Raw genomic sequence first — 17,433 nt, 5'->3', positions numbered from 1 at the left:
TTTCTCTAGGCTTGTTTTCTGTGTTTCCCTCTCTCCTTGTTCTTGATTTCCCTTGTTTCTTCTGCTTAAGGAATGATTGGCAGTCATACTCTTTCGTTTGAGAATAAAGAGTAAATCTCTTAAAAAACTGCTATAGATGTCACAGCTTAACTCTGTAACTATAACTGATGTGCAGGCAGCACAGCAGCGTCTTGCTGGTATTGCCCATCGCACACCTGTGTTAACTTCTACAACTGTTAACGATCGCACTCATAATACTGCTACCAAAAGTTACGGGGCAGAGGTGATTTTATATAATCGGCAAGAAACAAATCGGGAGGAATTAGCGCAAAATCTGGCAAGCGATCGCGGTTTAACTTTGATTCCCCCATACGATCATCCCCATGTGATTGCGGGACAAGGTACAGCAGCGTTAGAACTGGTGCAAGAAGTTAGTGAGATGGATTTGCTGTTAGTTTGTTGTGGCGGTGGGGGACTAATTTCCGATTGTGCGATCGCTGCTAAAGCTCTTTTACCTAATTTGCGCGTAATTGGTGTAGAACCAACACTTGCTGATGATGCTACTCGTTCCTTTTACACCAGAACCTTACAAACCGTCAAAAATCCCCATACTATCGCCGATGGTGCGCGTACTCCTAGCCTGGGACAGATTACATTTCCCCTAGTTTTACAATACGTTGATGATATGGTGACGGTATCAGAGGAAGCCATTATTCGCGCCATGTTTTTCCTTTGGGAACGGCTGAAAATCGTCGTTGAACCCACAGGAGCATTAGCCGCAGCCGCTTTACTTGAAGGCATAGTCACAGCACAAGGAATGAGAATTGGTGTGATTATCAGTGGCGGCAATGTAGATTTAAGCAAAGTGGCTAGTTATTTAGACTTGGGTGCTAAATTTGGTAATCCGTAAATAAATTAGTAAGTTTTTATACTGTGGCAGTACTCAGATAGACCAGGACATCAAGCTAAGACAAAACCCTGAAAAGCCATTCAACTGTCAACCGTCAACAGCTATATCTATGCTTCGTTCTTTACCGTTGGCTAAAGTACTACTATATGTGTTGTTAACTACCTATGCAGTTATCACCTTAGTTCCTTTCCTATGGGCGCTTTCTGCATCTTTCAAACCCTTATCAGAAATTGTTAGTGGTACGCCAAATTTCTTGCCTCAAAATTTCACCCTGGATAATTACAGACAAATTTTTCTACAAGAACCTTTATTTTTACGTTGGCTGTTTAACAGTGTGGTAATTGCTGTCAGCGTCACTTTACTCAATTTACTGTTCAACTCAATGGCGGGTTACGCCTTAGCCAGACTCAGCTTTGTAGGTAAAAATTTTTGGTTCTTTTTAATTTTGGCAGTGCTAGCCGTACCAGCCCAAATTACGTTAATTCCTACATTTTTGATTTTAAAAGCGATCGGTTGGCTGAATTCTTACCAGGGCATGATTGTACCTAGTATGGTTAATGCCACCTTTATTTTTATGATGCGACAGTTTTTTATCAATTTTCCTCAAGAGCTAGAAGAAGCAGCACAATTAGATGGCTTAAACACCATAGGAATTTTTCGTTACATTATTTTACCTCTAGCAAAACCAGCACTCGCAGCACAGGCAGTTTTTGTCTTCATGGGCAGTTGGAATAATTTTCTGCTCCCAGTGGTGATCTTATTTGAACCTGAAATGTTTACCCTGCCCTTAGGTTTGAACACGTTTAAAGGTCAATATATCAGCTACTGGAACTACATTATGGCTGCTTCTATGGTGTTTACCTTACCAGCTTTAAGTATTTATGCCTTTTTTAATCGCTACTTTATCCAAAGCGCCACTTTTACAGGCGGTAAAGGATAGACATTAGTTATTAGTCCATAGTCAAAAGTCATTCTCCAGTGTTTCCCCAGTCCCCACCTTCCCAATCCCCGATCCCCAGTCCCCAATTTTAGGCGACAAATTGCACTCCTAACATGATATTGGTATTACAGCGACTTAATCTCTATATGTCAGTTAACGAACATTATGGGTTTTGTAAACCTAGCGATTACCTACAATGGGACGTAGCCAACTGCCTCTGGCTGGCGGATACGTCATCGCAGAGATAGCCAACTACAGTAACTCTGTAGCCAAAGTGTTGTCTCGATTGAGATTGAGTTTTGTTTTATTAGCTGTGTTGAGCGTCAAAAACTTTAAGGGGAAACATGTTTAGAAGACTTATTGGCGTTGTTGTGGCTACTGCTTTACTGACGTTTCAGTTGATTGTCGGTAGCGCAACTGCTCTGGAACTGGACGAAGCTACCCGGACAGTTCCACTAAATGCTCAGGGTGATACCGTAACTCTTAGCCTTAAACAAGTAAAAGAAGGAAAACGTCTATTTCAATACGCTTGCGCCCAATGTCATGTTGGCGGTGTTACCAAAACAAACCAGAACGTGGGACTTGAACCAGAAGCTCTGGCATTAGCTACACCCAACCGTAACAATATTGAAGGTTTGGTGGACTATATGAAGAATCCCACCACCTACGACGGGGTAGAGGAAATTTCCGAAATACACCCCAGTCTCAAGAGTGCAGATATTTTCACCGCAATGCGAAATCTGACAGATAAAGACCTAGAGTCTATCGCAGGCCATATCCTCCTACAACCAAAAATTCTTGGCGACAAGTGGGGCGGCGGCAAAATCTACTACTAAAGCCTGTGAAATTAACTGAGTGCTGAGTACTGAGTACTGGGTGCTGAGACTAATGGGAGTGGTAAGTTTTTAAACTGGCATTCCTCACTCCCAGACAACACAGGACTCAGAACACAGTACTCAGAATTTTTTGCTGAGGTACTGAGTACACAGCTAATAAAATTGGGCAATCTCCGCGCCTCTATGACTTGAAGGAGAGTGTAGGGGTATAGGGGAAAGATATCTTTTATCTACATCACATAAATAAAAAATTTAATTTGTCGCTCTGGCTGCATATATTGATGTATTTTTAGCCATAAGTTTTTTAGTGCCATGTAATTATAGTGATTTTTAGCGATCGCAGAGCATTTTTCCCTGGATTTATCGCGATCTCAAAAAAAATTTGCCCGAAGTATGACAGATTGTCATATTTGGTGTCGATTTTATTTAAAATGAAATAAGAAAAATAAAACTACAGGTTAGGAGAACGCCATGAAATTGATTGCGGCAAGCTTGCGACGCTTAAGTTTAGCTGTGTTAACTGTTCTTTTAGTTGTTAGCAGCTTTGCTGTGTTCACACCTTCTGCATCGGCTGAAACATACACAGTAAAACTAGGTAGCGATAAAGGACTGTTAGTATTTGAACCAGCAAAATTAACAATCAAGCCAGGTGACACGGTTGAATTTTTAAACAACAAAGTTCCTCCCCATAATGTTGTGTTTGATGCTGCTCTAAACCCGGCTAAGAGTGCTGATTTAGCTAAGTCTTTATCTCACAAACAGTTGTTAATGAGTCCTGGCCAAAGCACCAGCACTACTTTCCCAGCAGATGCACCCGCAGGTGAGTACACCTTCTACTGCGAACCTCACCGTGGTGCTGGTATGGTTGGTAAAATCACTGTCGCCGGCTAGAAATAACGCTGACGCAAGTAGATGATTTTCTCGGCTCCCCTGCAAAACTAGCTAAGAGCCAGAACCCATAATTAATAGTGGTGGCGAGTCCTATCCAGCCAAGAGTTACAAATGCGAATTAGCGCAGTCAGGAATGGACTTGTCACCGTAAATTTTGGGTAAATTTTCCTCAAATCGTTAATCTCTGAGATTAAAGTATATACTCACCATAGAGTCCCTAATTCCCGGAATCGATTACCCATAAGGGCGTAGGTGATTTTGGTATTTCTGGCATAAGTTGCTAGAGACTGATTGAGAGGAAAATGCTTTGAGAATAATTTTATTACTATTATTTTTGGCGATCGCTATATTTAAACTTACATTTATCAGTCCAGCCCTAGCCGCCGAACTACCAACTGGAGCAAAAATTTTTAATAATAACTGCGCTTCCTGCCACATAGGCGGTGGTAATATACTTATTTCTGAAAAAACACTCAAAAAAGAAGCATTATTAAAGTACCTGGAAGATTATGAGACGAACTCAATCCAGGCCATTATCCATCAGATACAGTATGGCAAAAACGCCATGCCTGCTTTTAAAGACAAATTAAGTACTGAAGAAATTCTAGAAGTGGCTGCTTATATTTTTCAAAAAGCAGAAAAAGACTGGTCAAATCTGGAAAAAGAGGGTTAGCTGACACCTTGCACCATTTCTGAAAGACTCTAATTCGGGCTGAGAAGCAAGCTTAATTCGTGTAGCCGCGATTTTCATAGTCTGGTGCATGATGTCAGTTAGTGGGAGATCGGAGAGTAATTATTACTCATCACTCCCTGGCCTTATCTGTCTGAAGAATTAGGCTCTTGTCTTTGCTGTTGCTGTTGTCTAGCTTCACGCAGCTTTTCTAGAAGTGTTTGACTAGATTCTACCGTTGAAGATAGCTGATTTTTGCCAGATGTCGTCTCAGGTGAAGCCTCAACAGTTGGTGTTTGGGTGGGTTGGTCTTTTTTGATTTGTATTTGTGTTGAAGGTTTAGGATTAGCTTCCCTCAGTTGTAGTTGTGGTAAAGGTTTAGGAGCAGTGATTGGTGCTGTTGCTGGTTGAGTACGATTGACTAACGGAGTCGAAGGAGGTTGCGGAATAACCACACCAGGATTTTTATCTTCAGTCACCGCAGTATTATTGCTGTTGTTTTGGATACTCAAGCTGAAAGGATAACGACTAATTTGTCTGTCTCCCTTAGGGGCATTTTTTGTAAAATATTCCCTTGCTTTTAATTGCAAGTCAGGAGACACAGTTTTGTCTTGAAACTTGATATCTAAAACTTTGCCTTCTGTATCAACTACCAAGAAACCTAAAACAGTACCTTCAATACCTGGTTTATCTGTCGCAACTGTGCTGCGAATAACCGCTTTTTCTTGGGAGTTTGGATACGCTTGCTGAAGAGCTTTACGTAGGTCTTCGTATGAGTTTACCTGAGCAATTAGTCCGGGTTCTGATCTTTGTTGAGGATTTTGCCAGGGTAATTCAGGTGTTTTGAGCGTAGAGCCTTGCTGCCATTTGGGAATACTTTCGTTAGCAAAAGCTAAATCATCACTCACTTTGGGCGCTTGGACAATAGGAGCTACCTGGGGTTCTATGGGAGCCACAGTCGCTGCATCATTACTAGAATCAGCCACTGGTGGAGTTGTATTACTGGGGAGATTCGGCGGTAAATCATCGGGGAGTTTTGCCGCGTTTAATTCCGGTAATCTATCTACAGGTAGAGTCCTAGATGTTTCTGGTATTACTTCCCTCTCATTAAAACTGGGAGGGGTTGTTGGGGTAAATTTTTCTCCAACAGCTCTAAAGCCAGAGTTATCAAATCGCAAATCCCTTCTGGATAATTGGCGCAGAGGTTGACTTCTGGGTAAGGAGGAAATCCGATAATTATCAGGGGTTGTATAAACGGGTGGTAGTGAAATCGGTGGGGTAATCGGTGGCGGTAAAGGAGGTAAAATAGCTGTCTGGTTGTTAAAACTAGGAATATTACCTAGTTGTGGTTGTTGGGGAAATTGTGATTGTAGAGGTAGTTGTGCTTGCAGACCAACTTGATTTGGATCTACGCTTTGTGGTAAACGGCTTTGGTCTGCTTGACTGAGTTCTAAAACACCAACTGATTTTGGTGATGATTCATTAGATTTATTAGCATCAACTGGCATCAATGGCACAATCAACGCAATAGCACCGTGGATGCCAAGAGAGGCTATTGCAGCTATCCCAGTTGGCTGTCCTAAGATGTCTGGTATATTTTTTAACAGGGAGACGTAAGACATAACTGTTATCGTTCACTCGGCTCGGTTGCGGTTGACTAGCAGAAAAATATTATCTTGAATGCAATAAATGCGCCCTTTTAAAAATGATAACTGTCCATGTTGGCACTAAACAGGCGAGAATAGCCACTTTGTTAATTTTTTATTGTTTACTACGCTGTGGGTATTAGTTGTGATTTGTCTTCTGGTTGCGCTGGCCAAGGAAGCGATGGAAAATATTTGATCTGCACTATCCAAAGCTTACACATAGGGTAATTAGCTGTTGGGGCGATCGCATCCACCGAAATGAATATATCCGCAAGAAGATACCCTAGCCCCTAGTCCCTGTAATATTTTGGCAAGCCGCGATATATTACCACCTCTGGTTATCTGGAAACTGTGGCCGAATTGGCTATTTTCCTGACCATAATTCTCGTTACTCTAAAAATCTGTTGCTGCCCTATTTGAAAACCCAAAATTATCGCTCTCAGATGCCATTACCTACCGTTATTGTCCCTGGATATTTAGAAAGCGCGATCGCTTATCAGCAACTAGCAACCTCATTACAAGAATTAGGTTTTCCTACAGTTACAGTACCTCTGAGACGGCGGGATTGGTTGCCTTTGATTGGTGGTAGATCGGTCGCGCCAATTATACAACAACTCGACAATACAGTCAAACAAGCTTTACAAGAACATAACGCTACTCAAGTTAACTTGATTGGTCACTCTGCTGGCGGTTGGATTTCTCGGATCTATTTGGGTGAAAAGGCCTATGCTGCAAGGGGTAAGGCGCAAACTTCTCTCTGGAATGCCCATTCCTTAGTTGCTACTCTCGTCACCCTTGGTACACCCCACATCAGCCAAGAACGCTGGACGAGGTGGAATCTAGATTTCGTTAACAACAATTACCCCGGAGCTTTTTACCAAAATGTCCGTTACGTTTGCGTGGCGGGAAAGACTATTTTGGGAGAGAGAAGGCGAGGCGGCTGGTTAGCTTATAGCAGTTATCAGTTAACTTGCGGTACTGGTAACACCTGGGGTGATGGAATTACGCCGATTGCGGCTGCTCACTTGATAGGGGCAGAAAATCTGATTATTGAAGGTGTTAGACATTCCCCCAGAAATCCAGGGATCTGGTATGGCTCTCCAGAACCGTTGAAGGCTTGGACAAAGTATTTGGGTTAATCATGAATGTCGTGTTTGTAAACGTGAAACTCTCGCTGTAATTGGGTGTAGGGGTGTAGGCAATACGGTTCGGAGAAGTAGGGGAGGAAAGGAGGTTATTTTCATAATTTTTCTCTTCCCCTGCCTGCCTTAACCAAGAAATCCCTTAACCGAACCGTATTGGGGGTGTAGGGATTTTTATTTAGACGGGTGCTTTGTTTGGAAAAGTAAATTATTTTTATGAGAAATACAAATATATTAATATTTCTTAAGCTAAAATTTAAGAAAATACATACTATGCAAATAACCAGGAGGGGTGAACTATGCAAAACACCCAGTTTGATAGGATTTTGCGGCGAATAGCAACGATATTATCGGTCGTGATTCTTTCCCTGTGCCTGATTTATGTATCTACGGGAATTTTATTGTCTTTTAATTACGAGCCGACAGCAGGCGGAGCTTATAGATCTTTGAGAATGATTGATACGCAAGTGGCTTATGGCTGGTTGTTCCATCGGGCCCATGATATTGCTGGTAATGCCATGATTGCGATCGCCTTAGTCCAAATTGTCATCATGTTTTTAGGACGACAATTCCGCAAGAGTTGGCTGATTGCTTGGATAAGTGGTATTTTCTTTACCTTGAGTGCGATCGGTCTGGATTGGACGGCGATGATTTTAGATTGGACTCAAGAAGGATATTGGCGTTTTAATATCGAGTTGGGCAATATTGAAGCGATTCCCGCCATTGGTACACTGTTGAGAGATATACTCACTGGTGGAGGAGCTATTAGCAGCTTGACAGTCCTGCACCTATACACACTCCACAATTATTTTGTTTCCGTTGCAGCAATAATTTTTGCTGTGGTACATTTGTCAGCCTTATTGTGGCAAGAACGAGAAATGTACGCAGAAACGAGAGAGGAAATTATTCAACTCACACAAGCAAGCGTCACTAGCTGAAGTTTAAAGCACCTTTGCTAAAGGTACTTCTTCCACCTCTGGTAACGTCTCTAAAACTAGAGGTGTGGATTGACTAGCACCGGATAAGCGTTTTAATAAGTTCGGTCTGGGGTCATGTAATAGGTAGATAATGCGATCGCCTACTTCCCATTCTTGGTTAGCTGGGATAATTTGTAAGCGTTCTTCCCTTTCTACTAACAACGGTACTAACACCCCATTCCGAATTTTCTCTTGAATATGTTCCTGTTGGCTAGCAAACTCCGATTCGCTCAAGGTAGTTGTGCCTAACTTCACCCGTCCATCATTGAGATATTCGTTCCAAGTCTTAATGGGCAAATCAGAAACAAAAGCTTGTTGGACTTTATTATTGGCCGAACCATTCGCCTGAGGATCGCGGGGAAAAACAGCCAAAACACGGGGCGGATTAAATTCCTCGGCTGCCCTTTCGGCTAAAACGAAGTTTACTTCACCATTACTCGTCATCGCCAAAAAAGTTCCCATCGATGCCAGTCCCGCCTCTTCTAATACCTCTCCATCCAGCGCACTGCTAGCAATCACCCGCAGATTTTGCGTTTCTGCTTGAGCAATATAATCTGGATCAGTATCAATTAAGACGACATTTTCCCCCCGTTCTTGAAAGAACCGGGCGATTAACAAACTCAAAGGATTACAACCGACAATTACTGCACCTGTAGCTTCTTGGGAAGTGATGCCCAAAAATTTCGCCACCCAACCAGCTGTTAATCCTTGACAAACTACCGTCATGATAATAGTGAGGAAAACCAAAGCTTTGATAGAATCACCGCCATTGACCCCACGCTGAGTTAGCAAAATTGCAAACAAGGGCGCAACAGAGGCAGAAACAATCCCTCTAGGTGCAACCCAGCTTAAAAATAGTTTCTGTCGCCAGTTTAAGTTACTGTTCCAAGTGCAGAACAAGATATTTACAGGGCGAACAACAAACATCAAGACCAATACAGTAAACAAGCTGCCCCAACCCAAAGCAAACACGCTGGCAATGGATAAATCAGCTGCTAACAGAATGAACAGTACAGAAACGCTCAAAATTGTCAGTTGACCTTTGAAGCTGCGTAAGGAACGTTCCTCTGGTACTGAAGAGTTAGCGAATACTGCCCCAGCGATGACAGTTGTCATCACACCCGATTCACTGCGAATCATCTGCGCTAGAGTAAATAAACTCCATAGCACAGCCAAAACCACTAGATTTTTTAACTCAGACGAAAGGAAATTGGCGCGCTTGAAAATCAAACTCATGAAATACCCGCCAGCAGCACCTATGGCTGCACCAATACCCAACCGCATTATTAAACCGATAATGGCTTTTACTGGGTCTGCATCACCGTTAACGATAGTGTCTAGCACCACAAAAGCTAAAATAGCTCCCACTGGGTCGATAAGAACTCCCTCACCTTCTAACAACGTCGCCACTTGCCGGTCTACGTTGATTTGTTTGAGCAGGGGACTGATGACAGTCGGCCCTGTGACCACAACAATAGAAGCGTAGAGAAAAGCTATATTCCAAGGAAATTCACCCAGCCAATGGGCGGCCATACTACCCCCAATGAGGGTGATTAGCGTCCCTAAGGTGACAAGCCGTTGCAAGCTGAGGGAAACTCTACCTAATTCGCGTAAATCTAAATTCAATCCACCTTCAAACAGAATGATTGCCGTTGCTAGGGCAACAATCACTTCCAGCCCTGTACCGAGTAATTGGGGATGTAATAACCCAACCCCATCACCACCTAGCAAAATGCCCAACAACAGCAATATGACGATGCTGGGTACACGCAAATAAGCCGCTAGGACTTGAGCGCCGATACCTGCAAAAACAGCGATCGCCATCTGTAGGGTGACTTCAAATGATGCTTCCATGTTTTAGATTTTGAGCGATTTCTTTCAAAATCCTTTGTAAAGAAAAGTAAATATCATCTTTACAGGTTACAACATCAGACAGTTTATACCTCAATGAATTTAGAGATTTTTTCATAGGTAGTTACTTGCACTACTCCATTTGTAGCTGATTAGCTATAAAACCGGAAGATTAGTATTAGACACAGGAGGAAAAATCATAACGATTCAATGCTACTGAAAATATAACTGAGAATGTCCAATATGTACTCAAAAGTAAGTGCTGAGTAACAAATCCTCACCTCCCATCTCCAGGCAATTTTGGATTTGCGATTTTAAATTTTAGATTTTTCATCCCAAAACGGAAATCTAAAATTACCCAGTTCTCCAGTCTCCAGTACCAATTCCCTATTCCCAATCCTATGCACCGTTTTTTATCTGGCCCGTTGAGTGTAGAACAATTGACGGTGAATATTGCAGGCTTGTCTGCATCGCTACAAGGTAAGAAGTTGGTGCATCTATCAGATTTTCATTACGATGGGTTACGTCTGTCGGAAGAAATGTTAGCAGAAGCGATCGCAGTTAGCAATCAAGTACAACCAGATTTAGTCTTACTCACCGGTGATTACGTCACTACTACCCCACAACCTATTCACCAACTCGCAAAGAGGCTGCAAAAACTCCAAAGTCATGCAGGTATCTACGCCATTCTGGGTAACCACGACCTTTATCAAAAAAATTCAAAAACAGAAATCACCCAAGCATTGACGAAAGCTGGTATTCAGGTTCTGTGGAATGAAATCGCCTATCCCTTGGGAGAAGAATTACCCATAGTGGGAATCGTTGATTATTACTATCGGGAATTTAATCCGCAGTTGCTTTTTAACCAACTAGAACCCACCACACCGCGCATTGTTTTATGCCATAACCCAGACACCGCAGCTATGTTACAAGGTTGGCGAGTAGATTTGCAATTATCCGGCCATACTCACGGAGGGCAAATTGTCATTCCTGGCCTTGGGGCTGTGTTACCTTATCACAAGAAAATTGTCCGCAGAGTACCAATAAAAATACGGCGACTTTTTCCATTGTTTTTCAAAGATTATTTTATAGTACGTCATGCGGAATGGTTACAAGGCTTACATCGCATTGGCAAAAACCAGCTATATGTAAATCGTGGTTTAGGAACATATCTCCCAGGACGCTTATTTTGTCCTCCAGAGTTAACTGTAATTACACTGGAAGCTGAGTAATTCTGATGATAGAAACCTGATTCTTCTCAGATATCGGGTGTCATTTCATCGGCGGGTAAATAAGCTAGTATTTATGCACTTAGGTTGTCTGTCGAGACTAGGTGTAAGGGTTTTAAACATTTACACCCCTACACCCTATACCCCTGTCCAAACCCTTGATTTTTCGTTTTCATATATAAATCAGCCACCCCTTGAAAACAAAGACAATTACAGCAAAAATCTGATTGTAAATTAAAAATTCTGCCCTGCGGTACTAGTTTTTGATACTAAATGAGAGTTATTGTAAGCTTCTTTAAGTTTTAAGTTATTAGTTTTATTTTTGATAAGCTGTAGGCGCTGGTATGAGGAGTTCTAGCAAATTATGCACTGGTTGTTTACAGGACGTTTAAGCGTAGATAAAATAACGGTTAAGATTGCTAATCTTTCACCAAGTTTACAAGGTATAAAGTTAGTACAGTTGTCGGATTTTCATTATGATGGTTTGCGGCTATCAGAAGAAATGTTAGAAGAGGCGATCGCCGTTACTAACGAAGCTGAACCAGACTTAATACTATTAACTGGTGACTATGTAACTGATGATCCTGCACCAATTAACCAACTCGCACTAAGACTTAAATATCTACAAAGTCGTTATGGTATTTTTGCTGTACTAGGCAACCATGATATTCACTACAGTCACTCTAAGACCTCAATAACGAAGGCTTTAACAGGTATTGGTGTTAATGTTCTGTGGAATGAAATTGCTTATCCTTTAGGAAATGAATTACCAATAGTAGGACTGGCTGACTATTGGTCAAAAGAATTTCATCCTGCATCGGTTATGAACAAACTCGATCCAAATACACCCCGGATTGTTTTATCTCATAACCCAGATACTGCGAAAATATTGGAACAATGGCGAGTAGATTTGCAACTATCTGGCCATACTCACGGTGGACATATAGTTCTTCCTGGTATTGGCCCTGTTGTCTATCATTATAAAAAGCTTCTAAAAAAAGCTCCCAAAAAACTGCGGCGTTGGGTGCCATTTTTACTAGGAGACTGCTCAAAAGTTGTACGCTATTGGGAATGGGCGCAGGGACTTCATCAAGTAACAAACAACCAGCTATATGTTAATCGTGGACTAGGAACTTATCGACCTGGGCGCTTATTTTGTCCGCCAGAAGTGACTGTAATTACCTTAATTTAGCCAGGCACAGACTGATAAAAATAGTTTTGCAATCAACTTTTTTACTTTCTACCTCTTGCTTTCTTCTATCAACTCAAATTTTTATTACTAATAAGATTAACCGCCATTAGCTAAGATAGGAAATCTCATTAGCAAATGGCGGTTTGGTAAATATATGATTGTCAGAGAAGATAGGAAAAAACAGAATCAAACAACTCAACTAAGGTGGACATTATCCGCAATCAAATATCCCTAAAACCGTGCATCCTTGATTCCAATAGGCAGGCATTTCTGGCTGTAAGTTCAACACCTCCATAAAAAGTAATACACTCAAGGAGAAAACACTTTCAATGAGGATGCGACTAACGAGTTTAGGATTGCGAATACTTAAAACATTAGAGCGAGGAGGTACAGACTCTAAGTCCAAGATTTTTTAATGAACTTTTAACCTTTTTGTACCTTGCTCTTAATGTAGCACCATTTTTTTCTAGTGGTTTAGTTGTTTACTAAACTTCAATACCATTGATTTACTGTAATAATTTAGAAATCTTTCTTAAAATTTCTGCCTTATCTCAGTACTTTCCCAGTTTTAGGGAACACCAAAAAATAAATTATCCGAAATTGATGGTTTGGTAGCGACTGTCTTGAAAGTCAAGCGATCGTTAACAAAAACCGGGACTCTGAACATTGACGCAACTGGGGAACGCTGCGCTAGATTCTGCGGTGGCTGGTACGGGCAAAAAGACTTGTGGCTCTTGGCTAAGATGGTAGCAGCCCGCACCAGCCACTCCGCTTCGCCGCAGAATCTTCCCCAGTTGCTGGATTTCCCGTGAAGATAAAAAAGAGCATCAAAAATTGACCCAAATGCGGCAATAGGATCATCAGGGAGAGTATTTCCAAGTATAAAAACGGTCAATTGTGATTAAGCGTTGGGAATGGGTTGTAAGTTGTCAGTAACACGCCAAGGTAAATTATCCCGAACCATTGCATTTAAAATGACTAACATTTTATGAACGCAAGCAGTGAGAGCTAATTTTTTCGATTTACCACGTTCGACAAGACGCTCATAAAAGGCCTTGATAACCGGATTATGACGCATAGCAACAACAGCACCCATATAAAGAGTGGCACGAACATGAGCGCGACCGCCATTAATCATGCGCTTACCTTTGTGTTGACCACTATCATGATTGATAGGTGCAACACCAACTAAGCGAGAAATTTGTTTGGCAGTGAGTTGACCGAGTTCTGGCAAATCAGAAACCAGAGTTGTCGAAATAACTTGGCCAATACCAGGAGTAGTTTTGAGTAAATTAACTTTTTCAATCCATTGTTGATTGTTTTGAGTTAATTGCTCAATTTCTTGATTGAGTTGTTTGAGACGTTCGTCAAGATATTCAATGTGTGCTTCAATATCTGCCAATGCTTTACCACGGGCGCGTGAGCGTCGATTTTTTTCAGCAGTTTGCATCTCAACTAATTGTCTTCGACGACTAATTAATTCTCCTAATTGACGAGATGCTTGTGACTCAATGTTTAACACTTGAGGTTTCATTGCTTCCCCAAAGTGTGCCAATATTTGTGCATCGATAGCATCTGTTTTGGCGAGTTTACCAGTGGCTTTGGCAAAATTTCGTCCTTGACGTGGATTGATTAATGCTACTGGTAGCATTGCTGCCTGTAGTTGAATGACCAGTTCTGTTTCTAATCCTCCGGTTGCTTCTAGTACGATGAGGTTCAAATCATAAAATTTTAATTGTTCAACTAAATTAAATATTTCTAGTTCTGTATTAGCAAACTTCAATGCTTTACCGATGGGACGGATATAAACATCGAGGGTCGCTTTGCTCACGTCAATGCCTACCCACACAGAGATGTTTTCCATTTTTGAATCTCAACTATTTTGTCAAGAAGTTTTTAATTCATCCCCTTGATTTCACTCATCCTTGCCCGATGCGGACTGTATACTTTAAATGTCAGTAGTTTAAAGCTTTGACCCCGGCGACTGTTCGAGTTCTGTCAAAGAGATTGTTGTGGTGACCCATGCTACAAAGCGGTCTTTAATGACCTAGGGTGCGACGGTCTACCACTTCTTTTAATATACAAGGGTGCGTCAGTGCGATAGAACCTAGCTATAGTCGGAAGTTATTCATACTGACGCACCCTTGTATATTAGGAAAGGGATACAGCCAGCGTTACTGTGTCCCTCTAAATACCGATAATCGAGTTGTTATTGACTAGGATTACTGTTTTGATTAACATCATCAGCAGTAGAAGAACCACTATTCACCCCGCTTTGTGACTGGTCTCTAGCTTCAGGTGTAATCGTTGGAGAGGGACTAGGTTGTGTATTCGTAGTAGGCGTACTAGTTTGAGTTGGCTGAGGAGTAATAGCAGGTGCTGTCTCTCTTGCAGAAGGCTGGGGTGGAATAGTCACATTAACCTGTGGCTGAGAATTTGTTGTTGAAGGTGGGACTTGTTGTTGGGGAATGACAACAGGAACTTCTCTGGTTCTTTCAATAATTGTTGTTTGTTGTGGTTGAGGCGATAGGCTAGGACTAGCGCTAGCAGGTAAAGAAGTCTCCACTGGTGTGGTAGTTTCAACGGCTGCGTCGTTTTGATTAAAGTACCAAAATGCGCCAGCAATCAAACCGACTAAGGAGGTCAATAAGATACCAAGAATCAGCCCATTGGCAGCATTTTCATTATCACGTTCTACTTGATAGTTACGTTCAATATTACGTCCATTGACATAACCATTACGGTAAGAATTATTTGGTGTTTCAGTCGTTCTTGTTACGTTAGTGTGAGTATTACCATTACTATCAGTGTAAACATCACGGTTAACACTTTTGTTATAAGTTTCACGCTCGTTAGGATTAGTCATAGTTTTCGATTACGCTCCTTCTTTTCATATTGGCAAGATCAAGTTTCAGTAAATATGAAATAACTTACTAATGCTTGATATATTTCGTGTTTGATTTGTAACTCTGTTTTAAATATCCTCAGAATAACTTCTCAGCTTTGACTAACGGATCTACCTTGAGGTGAAAGCTCAATACATCGGAAGAATGAATATAGGTGGGGTTTTGCTAGATTTTTCTACTTATTGAAATAAATATCTAGTAATTTTCCCGCATTAGCGATTTTTTTATCAGATAATATATTGATTGATGCTGGAATTAGTTGTTATGGATTTGTAATATTAACTACTGATATTATAAGTGCGATAGATAATTACTAATAATCAATAAAAAACTCACCAGTGTTAAATTCTGGTATCTGTCTAAACCAATAATATCTGTGCATTCGGAATTTTCATCGTATGGAACTTACGTATAAAACGAGAAGCAGTTACTTGCTTGACGTAGTAATCAACCCCTAAGGACAAGGTAAAATCCTGATAATCTTATCTCCGCTACTACTGGCTAAAGTCTGTCCATCTGGGCTAAATGCGAGAGAATAAACTGACTCTTCATGTACTATGAAACTACTTATTATACTTCTAGTATCTACTTGCCACAACTTAATACTCTTATCCTTGCTGGCACTAGCTAAAATATTACCATTTGGACTAAAAGATACACAACAAACGTGATCAGAATGACCTGTTAGGGTACAGATTTCTTCACTATTTTGCCATTGCCATAGCTTGATATTTTTGTCCCAACTACCGCTAGCTAAAATATTACCATCGGGACTAAATGCAAGAGAATTAATACCTCCAAACCATTCGGAATGCCCAGTGATAGTCTGAACTTTTTGTTTAGCTAGATGCCAAATTTTAATTGTTTTATCATTACCAGCACCGCCACTAGCTACAACCTGACCATCTGGACTAAAAGCAACAGATAAAACATCATCTAAATGTCCTTTAAGTGAATATAGTTCTCTTCCTGTTGCTAGTGACCAAAGTTTGACACTTTTATCTTTACTACCACTAACTAAAGTTTTACCGTCTGGACTAAAGCTAACAGAGTAAACTGCTTCTTCATGTCCTGTAAAAGCAATGATTTCTGCTCCTGTATTGACATCCCATAATTTAATAGTTTTGTCATCGCTAGCACTAGCTAAGGTCTTGCCGTTGGGGCTAAAAGCAATAGAATTAACTCCTCCAGACCAAGACGATTTACCATGTCCTTTAAGAATGAGGGTTTCTTCATTAGCTAAATTCCAAACTCTTACAGTTTTGTCAGCACTACCGCTAGCTAATCTCTGCCCATCGGGACTGAACATAACGGACATAACCTTATCTGAATGACCCTTGAGGGTTCGTACAAATATTAAGTCCTGCATGAATAGGTCGTTAAAAATAAATTATTTGGCTTAATCCAGTATTGCTCATCATGAGCAGTAATTGTCACAGGAGGACAAACTTAAATTTTAGTAACTTTATAAAAATACCTACTGTTGTTTTATGAATCCTGAATTATTACTCAATATCTATTTAGCTTTAGTAGCCTTTTAATTTTCTGGCATAATCTTGCGAGCCAAGATTTAGGCTTGGTTTTATATCTTGGCGATGAGACGTAAGCAGCTTTGGGAATTTTCCCTTCTAACTGTGCGGCTTTATTTAAATCGGAAGTAGCTCTATATTCATATCCCAATTCAGAGCAAATGAATCCTCGGTATTTGTAAGCTGCAATGTAGCTGGGATTGAGGCGAATTGCTTGGGTAAAATAGGCGATCGCTTCTTCATATTCTTTTTTGTCTACACTTTCTACACCCCAGTTGTAGAAAGTTTCTGCACCCCAACGATTAACAGATGCTTTTACAGGCTTTTTCGGTGAAGGCGTAGCTGAAGCTGGCTTCTCAACAGTTGGTGTCACCGACTTAACTCTGTTGTAAGCGGCGTTGATTCGTTTAATTTTTGTCTCGGCTTGCTGTTTTTGCTCGTTATCAACAAAGCGATCGGGATGCCAAATTTTAACTAGCTTCCGATAAGCTTGCTTTACTTCCACCTGCGATGCACCAGGTTTTAAACCGAGAATTTCATAAGCATGACTGATATCAAGTTGTAAACCATCTCGCGGCTTGTCGTTAGACATCGCGCACACTAAAAAATATAACTACGTAAATCTATCTTAACTAAACTCTTAAAAGGTTTTATGAGATAGAATCTCTAAAATCGCTTGTGAATTACCAGATTCCCGACTTTTTCAAAAATTCG

The 17,433-nt window shown here is 41.0% G+C and carries 16 protein-coding genes; 10 read left to right on the top strand and 6 right to left on the bottom strand.

Annotation, left to right across the window (positions count from 1 at the left end; genetic code table 11):
* The first annotated feature begins 136 nt into the window (after positions 1-136).
* The 5 genes from ACN222_RS01315 to petJ all read left to right on the top strand — a co-directional run bounded on the left by ACN222_RS01315 (position 137) and on the right by petJ (position 4,250).
* Positions 137-910 carry a pyridoxal-phosphate dependent enzyme gene (locus ACN222_RS01315; protein WP_010994439.1) on the top strand — a complete coding sequence of 258 codons (774 nt, stop codon included), beginning with the start codon at positions 137-139 and terminating at the stop codon, positions 908-910.
* A 109-nt stretch (positions 911-1,019) separates the two neighbouring features.
* Positions 1,020-1,850, top strand: a complete 831-nt coding sequence (locus ACN222_RS01310; protein WP_010994438.1) for a carbohydrate ABC transporter permease — start codon at positions 1,020-1,022, stop codon at positions 1,848-1,850.
* Between the two features lie 344 nt (positions 1,851-2,194).
* Positions 2,195-2,686 (top strand): photosystem II cytochrome c-550, encoded by a 492-nt coding sequence (gene psbV, locus ACN222_RS01305; protein ID WP_010994436.1) that lies wholly within the window; start codon positions 2,195-2,197, stop codon positions 2,684-2,686.
* A gap of 471 nt (positions 2,687-3,157) precedes the next feature.
* Complete coding sequence (petE, locus tag ACN222_RS01300; RefSeq protein WP_010994435.1) at positions 3,158-3,577, top strand: plastocyanin; 420 nt, start codon at positions 3,158-3,160, stop codon at positions 3,575-3,577.
* 307 nt (positions 3,578-3,884) lie between these two features.
* Positions 3,885-4,250, top strand: a complete 366-nt coding sequence (petJ, locus tag ACN222_RS01295; protein ID WP_044520543.1) for a cytochrome c6 PetJ — start codon at positions 3,885-3,887, stop codon at positions 4,248-4,250.
* 143 nt (positions 4,251-4,393) lie between these two features.
* Here petJ and ACN222_RS01290 read toward each other — a convergent pair whose 3' ends face one another.
* The gene (locus tag ACN222_RS01290) at positions 4,394-5,869 is read right to left on the bottom strand and encodes a hypothetical protein (protein WP_010994432.1); all 1,476 of its coding nucleotides are present in this window, start codon (positions 5,867-5,869) and stop codon (positions 4,394-4,396) included.
* A 467-nt stretch (positions 5,870-6,336) separates the two neighbouring features.
* Here ACN222_RS01290 and ACN222_RS01285 point away from each other — a divergent pair, with 467 nt between their 5' ends.
* Positions 6,337-7,032: an esterase/lipase family protein gene (locus ACN222_RS01285; protein ID WP_010994431.1), complete on the top strand. Its 696-nt coding sequence runs from the start codon at positions 6,337-6,339 to the stop codon at positions 7,030-7,032.
* 302 nt (positions 7,033-7,334) lie between these two features.
* On the top strand, positions 7,335-7,973 hold the full coding sequence (locus ACN222_RS01280) for a cytochrome b N-terminal domain-containing protein (RefSeq protein WP_010994430.1): 639 nt from the start codon (positions 7,335-7,337) through the stop codon (positions 7,971-7,973).
* Positions 7,974-7,976: 3 nt separating this feature from the next.
* On the opposite strand, the gene ACN222_RS01275 is transcribed toward ACN222_RS01280, so the two are convergent.
* On the bottom strand, positions 7,977-9,866 hold the full coding sequence (locus ACN222_RS01275; protein WP_010994429.1) for a cation:proton antiporter: 1,890 nt from the start codon (positions 9,864-9,866) through the stop codon (positions 7,977-7,979).
* A gap of 398 nt (positions 9,867-10,264) precedes the next feature.
* Between ACN222_RS01275 and ACN222_RS01270 the strand changes: the two genes are divergently transcribed.
* The 3 genes from ACN222_RS01270 to ACN222_RS01260 all read left to right on the top strand — a co-directional run bounded on the left by ACN222_RS01270 (position 10,265) and on the right by ACN222_RS01260 (position 13,096).
* Entirely contained in the window at positions 10,265-11,095 is an 831-nt protein-coding gene (locus tag ACN222_RS01270; RefSeq protein ID WP_010994428.1) for a metallophosphoesterase, read from the top strand.
* A gap of 361 nt (positions 11,096-11,456) precedes the next feature.
* Positions 11,457-12,284, top strand: a complete 828-nt coding sequence (locus tag ACN222_RS01265) for a metallophosphoesterase (protein ID WP_010994427.1) — start codon at positions 11,457-11,459, stop codon at positions 12,282-12,284.
* Positions 12,285-12,892: 608 nt separating this feature from the next.
* A complete protein-coding gene (locus ACN222_RS01260) occupies positions 12,893-13,096 on the top strand; it encodes a hypothetical protein (RefSeq protein WP_231865503.1) in 204 nt (67 codons plus the stop codon).
* 89 nt (positions 13,097-13,185) lie between these two features.
* On the opposite strand, the gene ACN222_RS01255 is transcribed toward ACN222_RS01260, so the two are convergent.
* The 4 genes from ACN222_RS01255 to ACN222_RS01240 all read right to left on the bottom strand — a co-directional run bounded on the left by ACN222_RS01255 (position 13,186) and on the right by ACN222_RS01240 (position 17,311).
* A complete protein-coding gene (locus ACN222_RS01255; RefSeq protein WP_010994426.1) occupies positions 13,186-14,148 on the bottom strand; it encodes an IS110 family transposase in 963 nt (320 codons plus the stop codon).
* A gap of 345 nt (positions 14,149-14,493) precedes the next feature.
* Complete coding sequence (locus ACN222_RS01250; RefSeq protein WP_010994425.1) at positions 14,494-15,150, bottom strand: hypothetical protein; 657 nt, start codon at positions 15,148-15,150, stop codon at positions 14,494-14,496.
* Positions 15,151-15,644: 494 nt separating this feature from the next.
* On the bottom strand, positions 15,645-16,559 hold the full coding sequence (locus tag ACN222_RS01245; protein WP_010994424.1) for a WD40 repeat domain-containing protein: 915 nt from the start codon (positions 16,557-16,559) through the stop codon (positions 15,645-15,647).
* Positions 16,560-16,699: 140 nt separating this feature from the next.
* Complete coding sequence (locus ACN222_RS01240) at positions 16,700-17,311, bottom strand: J domain-containing protein (protein ID WP_044520540.1); 612 nt, start codon at positions 17,309-17,311, stop codon at positions 16,700-16,702.
* Between the last annotated feature and the right edge of the window lie 122 nt (positions 17,312-17,433).

It is taken from the genome of Anabaena sp. FACHB-595, from assembly GCF_048568275.1.
Taxonomy (GTDB): domain Bacteria; phylum Cyanobacteriota; class Cyanobacteriia; order Cyanobacteriales; family Nostocaceae; genus Trichormus.
Note: the sequence above shows the minus strand (reverse complement) of the source record. Positions and strands in the feature narration are given on the sequence as shown.

Bases quoted from the DNA above. Each gene is read 5' to 3' on its own strand.
- ACN222_RS01250 (WP_010994425.1), bottom strand. From the start codon at position 15,150: ATGACTAATCCTAACGAGCGTGAAACTTATAACAAAAGTGTTAACCGT.
- ACN222_RS01275 (WP_010994429.1), bottom strand. From the start codon at position 9,866: ATGGAAGCATCATTTGAAGTCACCCTACAGATGGCGATCGCTGTTTTT.
- ACN222_RS01265 (WP_010994427.1), top strand. From the start codon at position 11,457: ATGCACTGGTTGTTTACAGGACGTTTAAGCGTAGATAAAATAACGGTT.
- ACN222_RS01285 (WP_010994431.1), top strand. From the start codon at position 6,337: ATGCCATTACCTACCGTTATTGTCCCTGGATATTTAGAAAGCGCGATC.
- ACN222_RS01245 (WP_010994424.1), bottom strand. From the start codon at position 16,559: ATGCAGGACTTAATATTTGTACGAACCCTCAAGGGTCATTCAGATAAG.
- ACN222_RS01290 (WP_010994432.1), bottom strand. From the start codon at position 5,869: ATGTCTTACGTCTCCCTGTTAAAAAATATACCAGACATCTTAGGACAG.
- petE (WP_010994435.1), top strand. From the start codon at position 3,158: ATGAAATTGATTGCGGCAAGCTTGCGACGCTTAAGTTTAGCTGTGTTA.
- psbV (WP_010994436.1), top strand. From the start codon at position 2,195: ATGTTTAGAAGACTTATTGGCGTTGTTGTGGCTACTGCTTTACTGACG.
- ACN222_RS01255 (WP_010994426.1), bottom strand. From the start codon at position 14,148: ATGGAAAACATCTCTGTGTGGGTAGGCATTGACGTGAGCAAAGCGACC.
- ACN222_RS01280 (WP_010994430.1), top strand. From the start codon at position 7,335: ATGCAAAACACCCAGTTTGATAGGATTTTGCGGCGAATAGCAACGATA.
- ACN222_RS01240 (WP_044520540.1), bottom strand. From the start codon at position 17,311: ATGTCTAACGACAAGCCGCGAGATGGTTTACAACTTGATATCAGTCAT.
- ACN222_RS01310 (WP_010994438.1), top strand. From the start codon at position 1,020: ATGCTTCGTTCTTTACCGTTGGCTAAAGTACTACTATATGTGTTGTTA.
- ACN222_RS01270 (WP_010994428.1), top strand. From the start codon at position 10,265: ATGCACCGTTTTTTATCTGGCCCGTTGAGTGTAGAACAATTGACGGTG.
- ACN222_RS01315 (WP_010994439.1), top strand. From the start codon at position 137: ATGTCACAGCTTAACTCTGTAACTATAACTGATGTGCAGGCAGCACAG.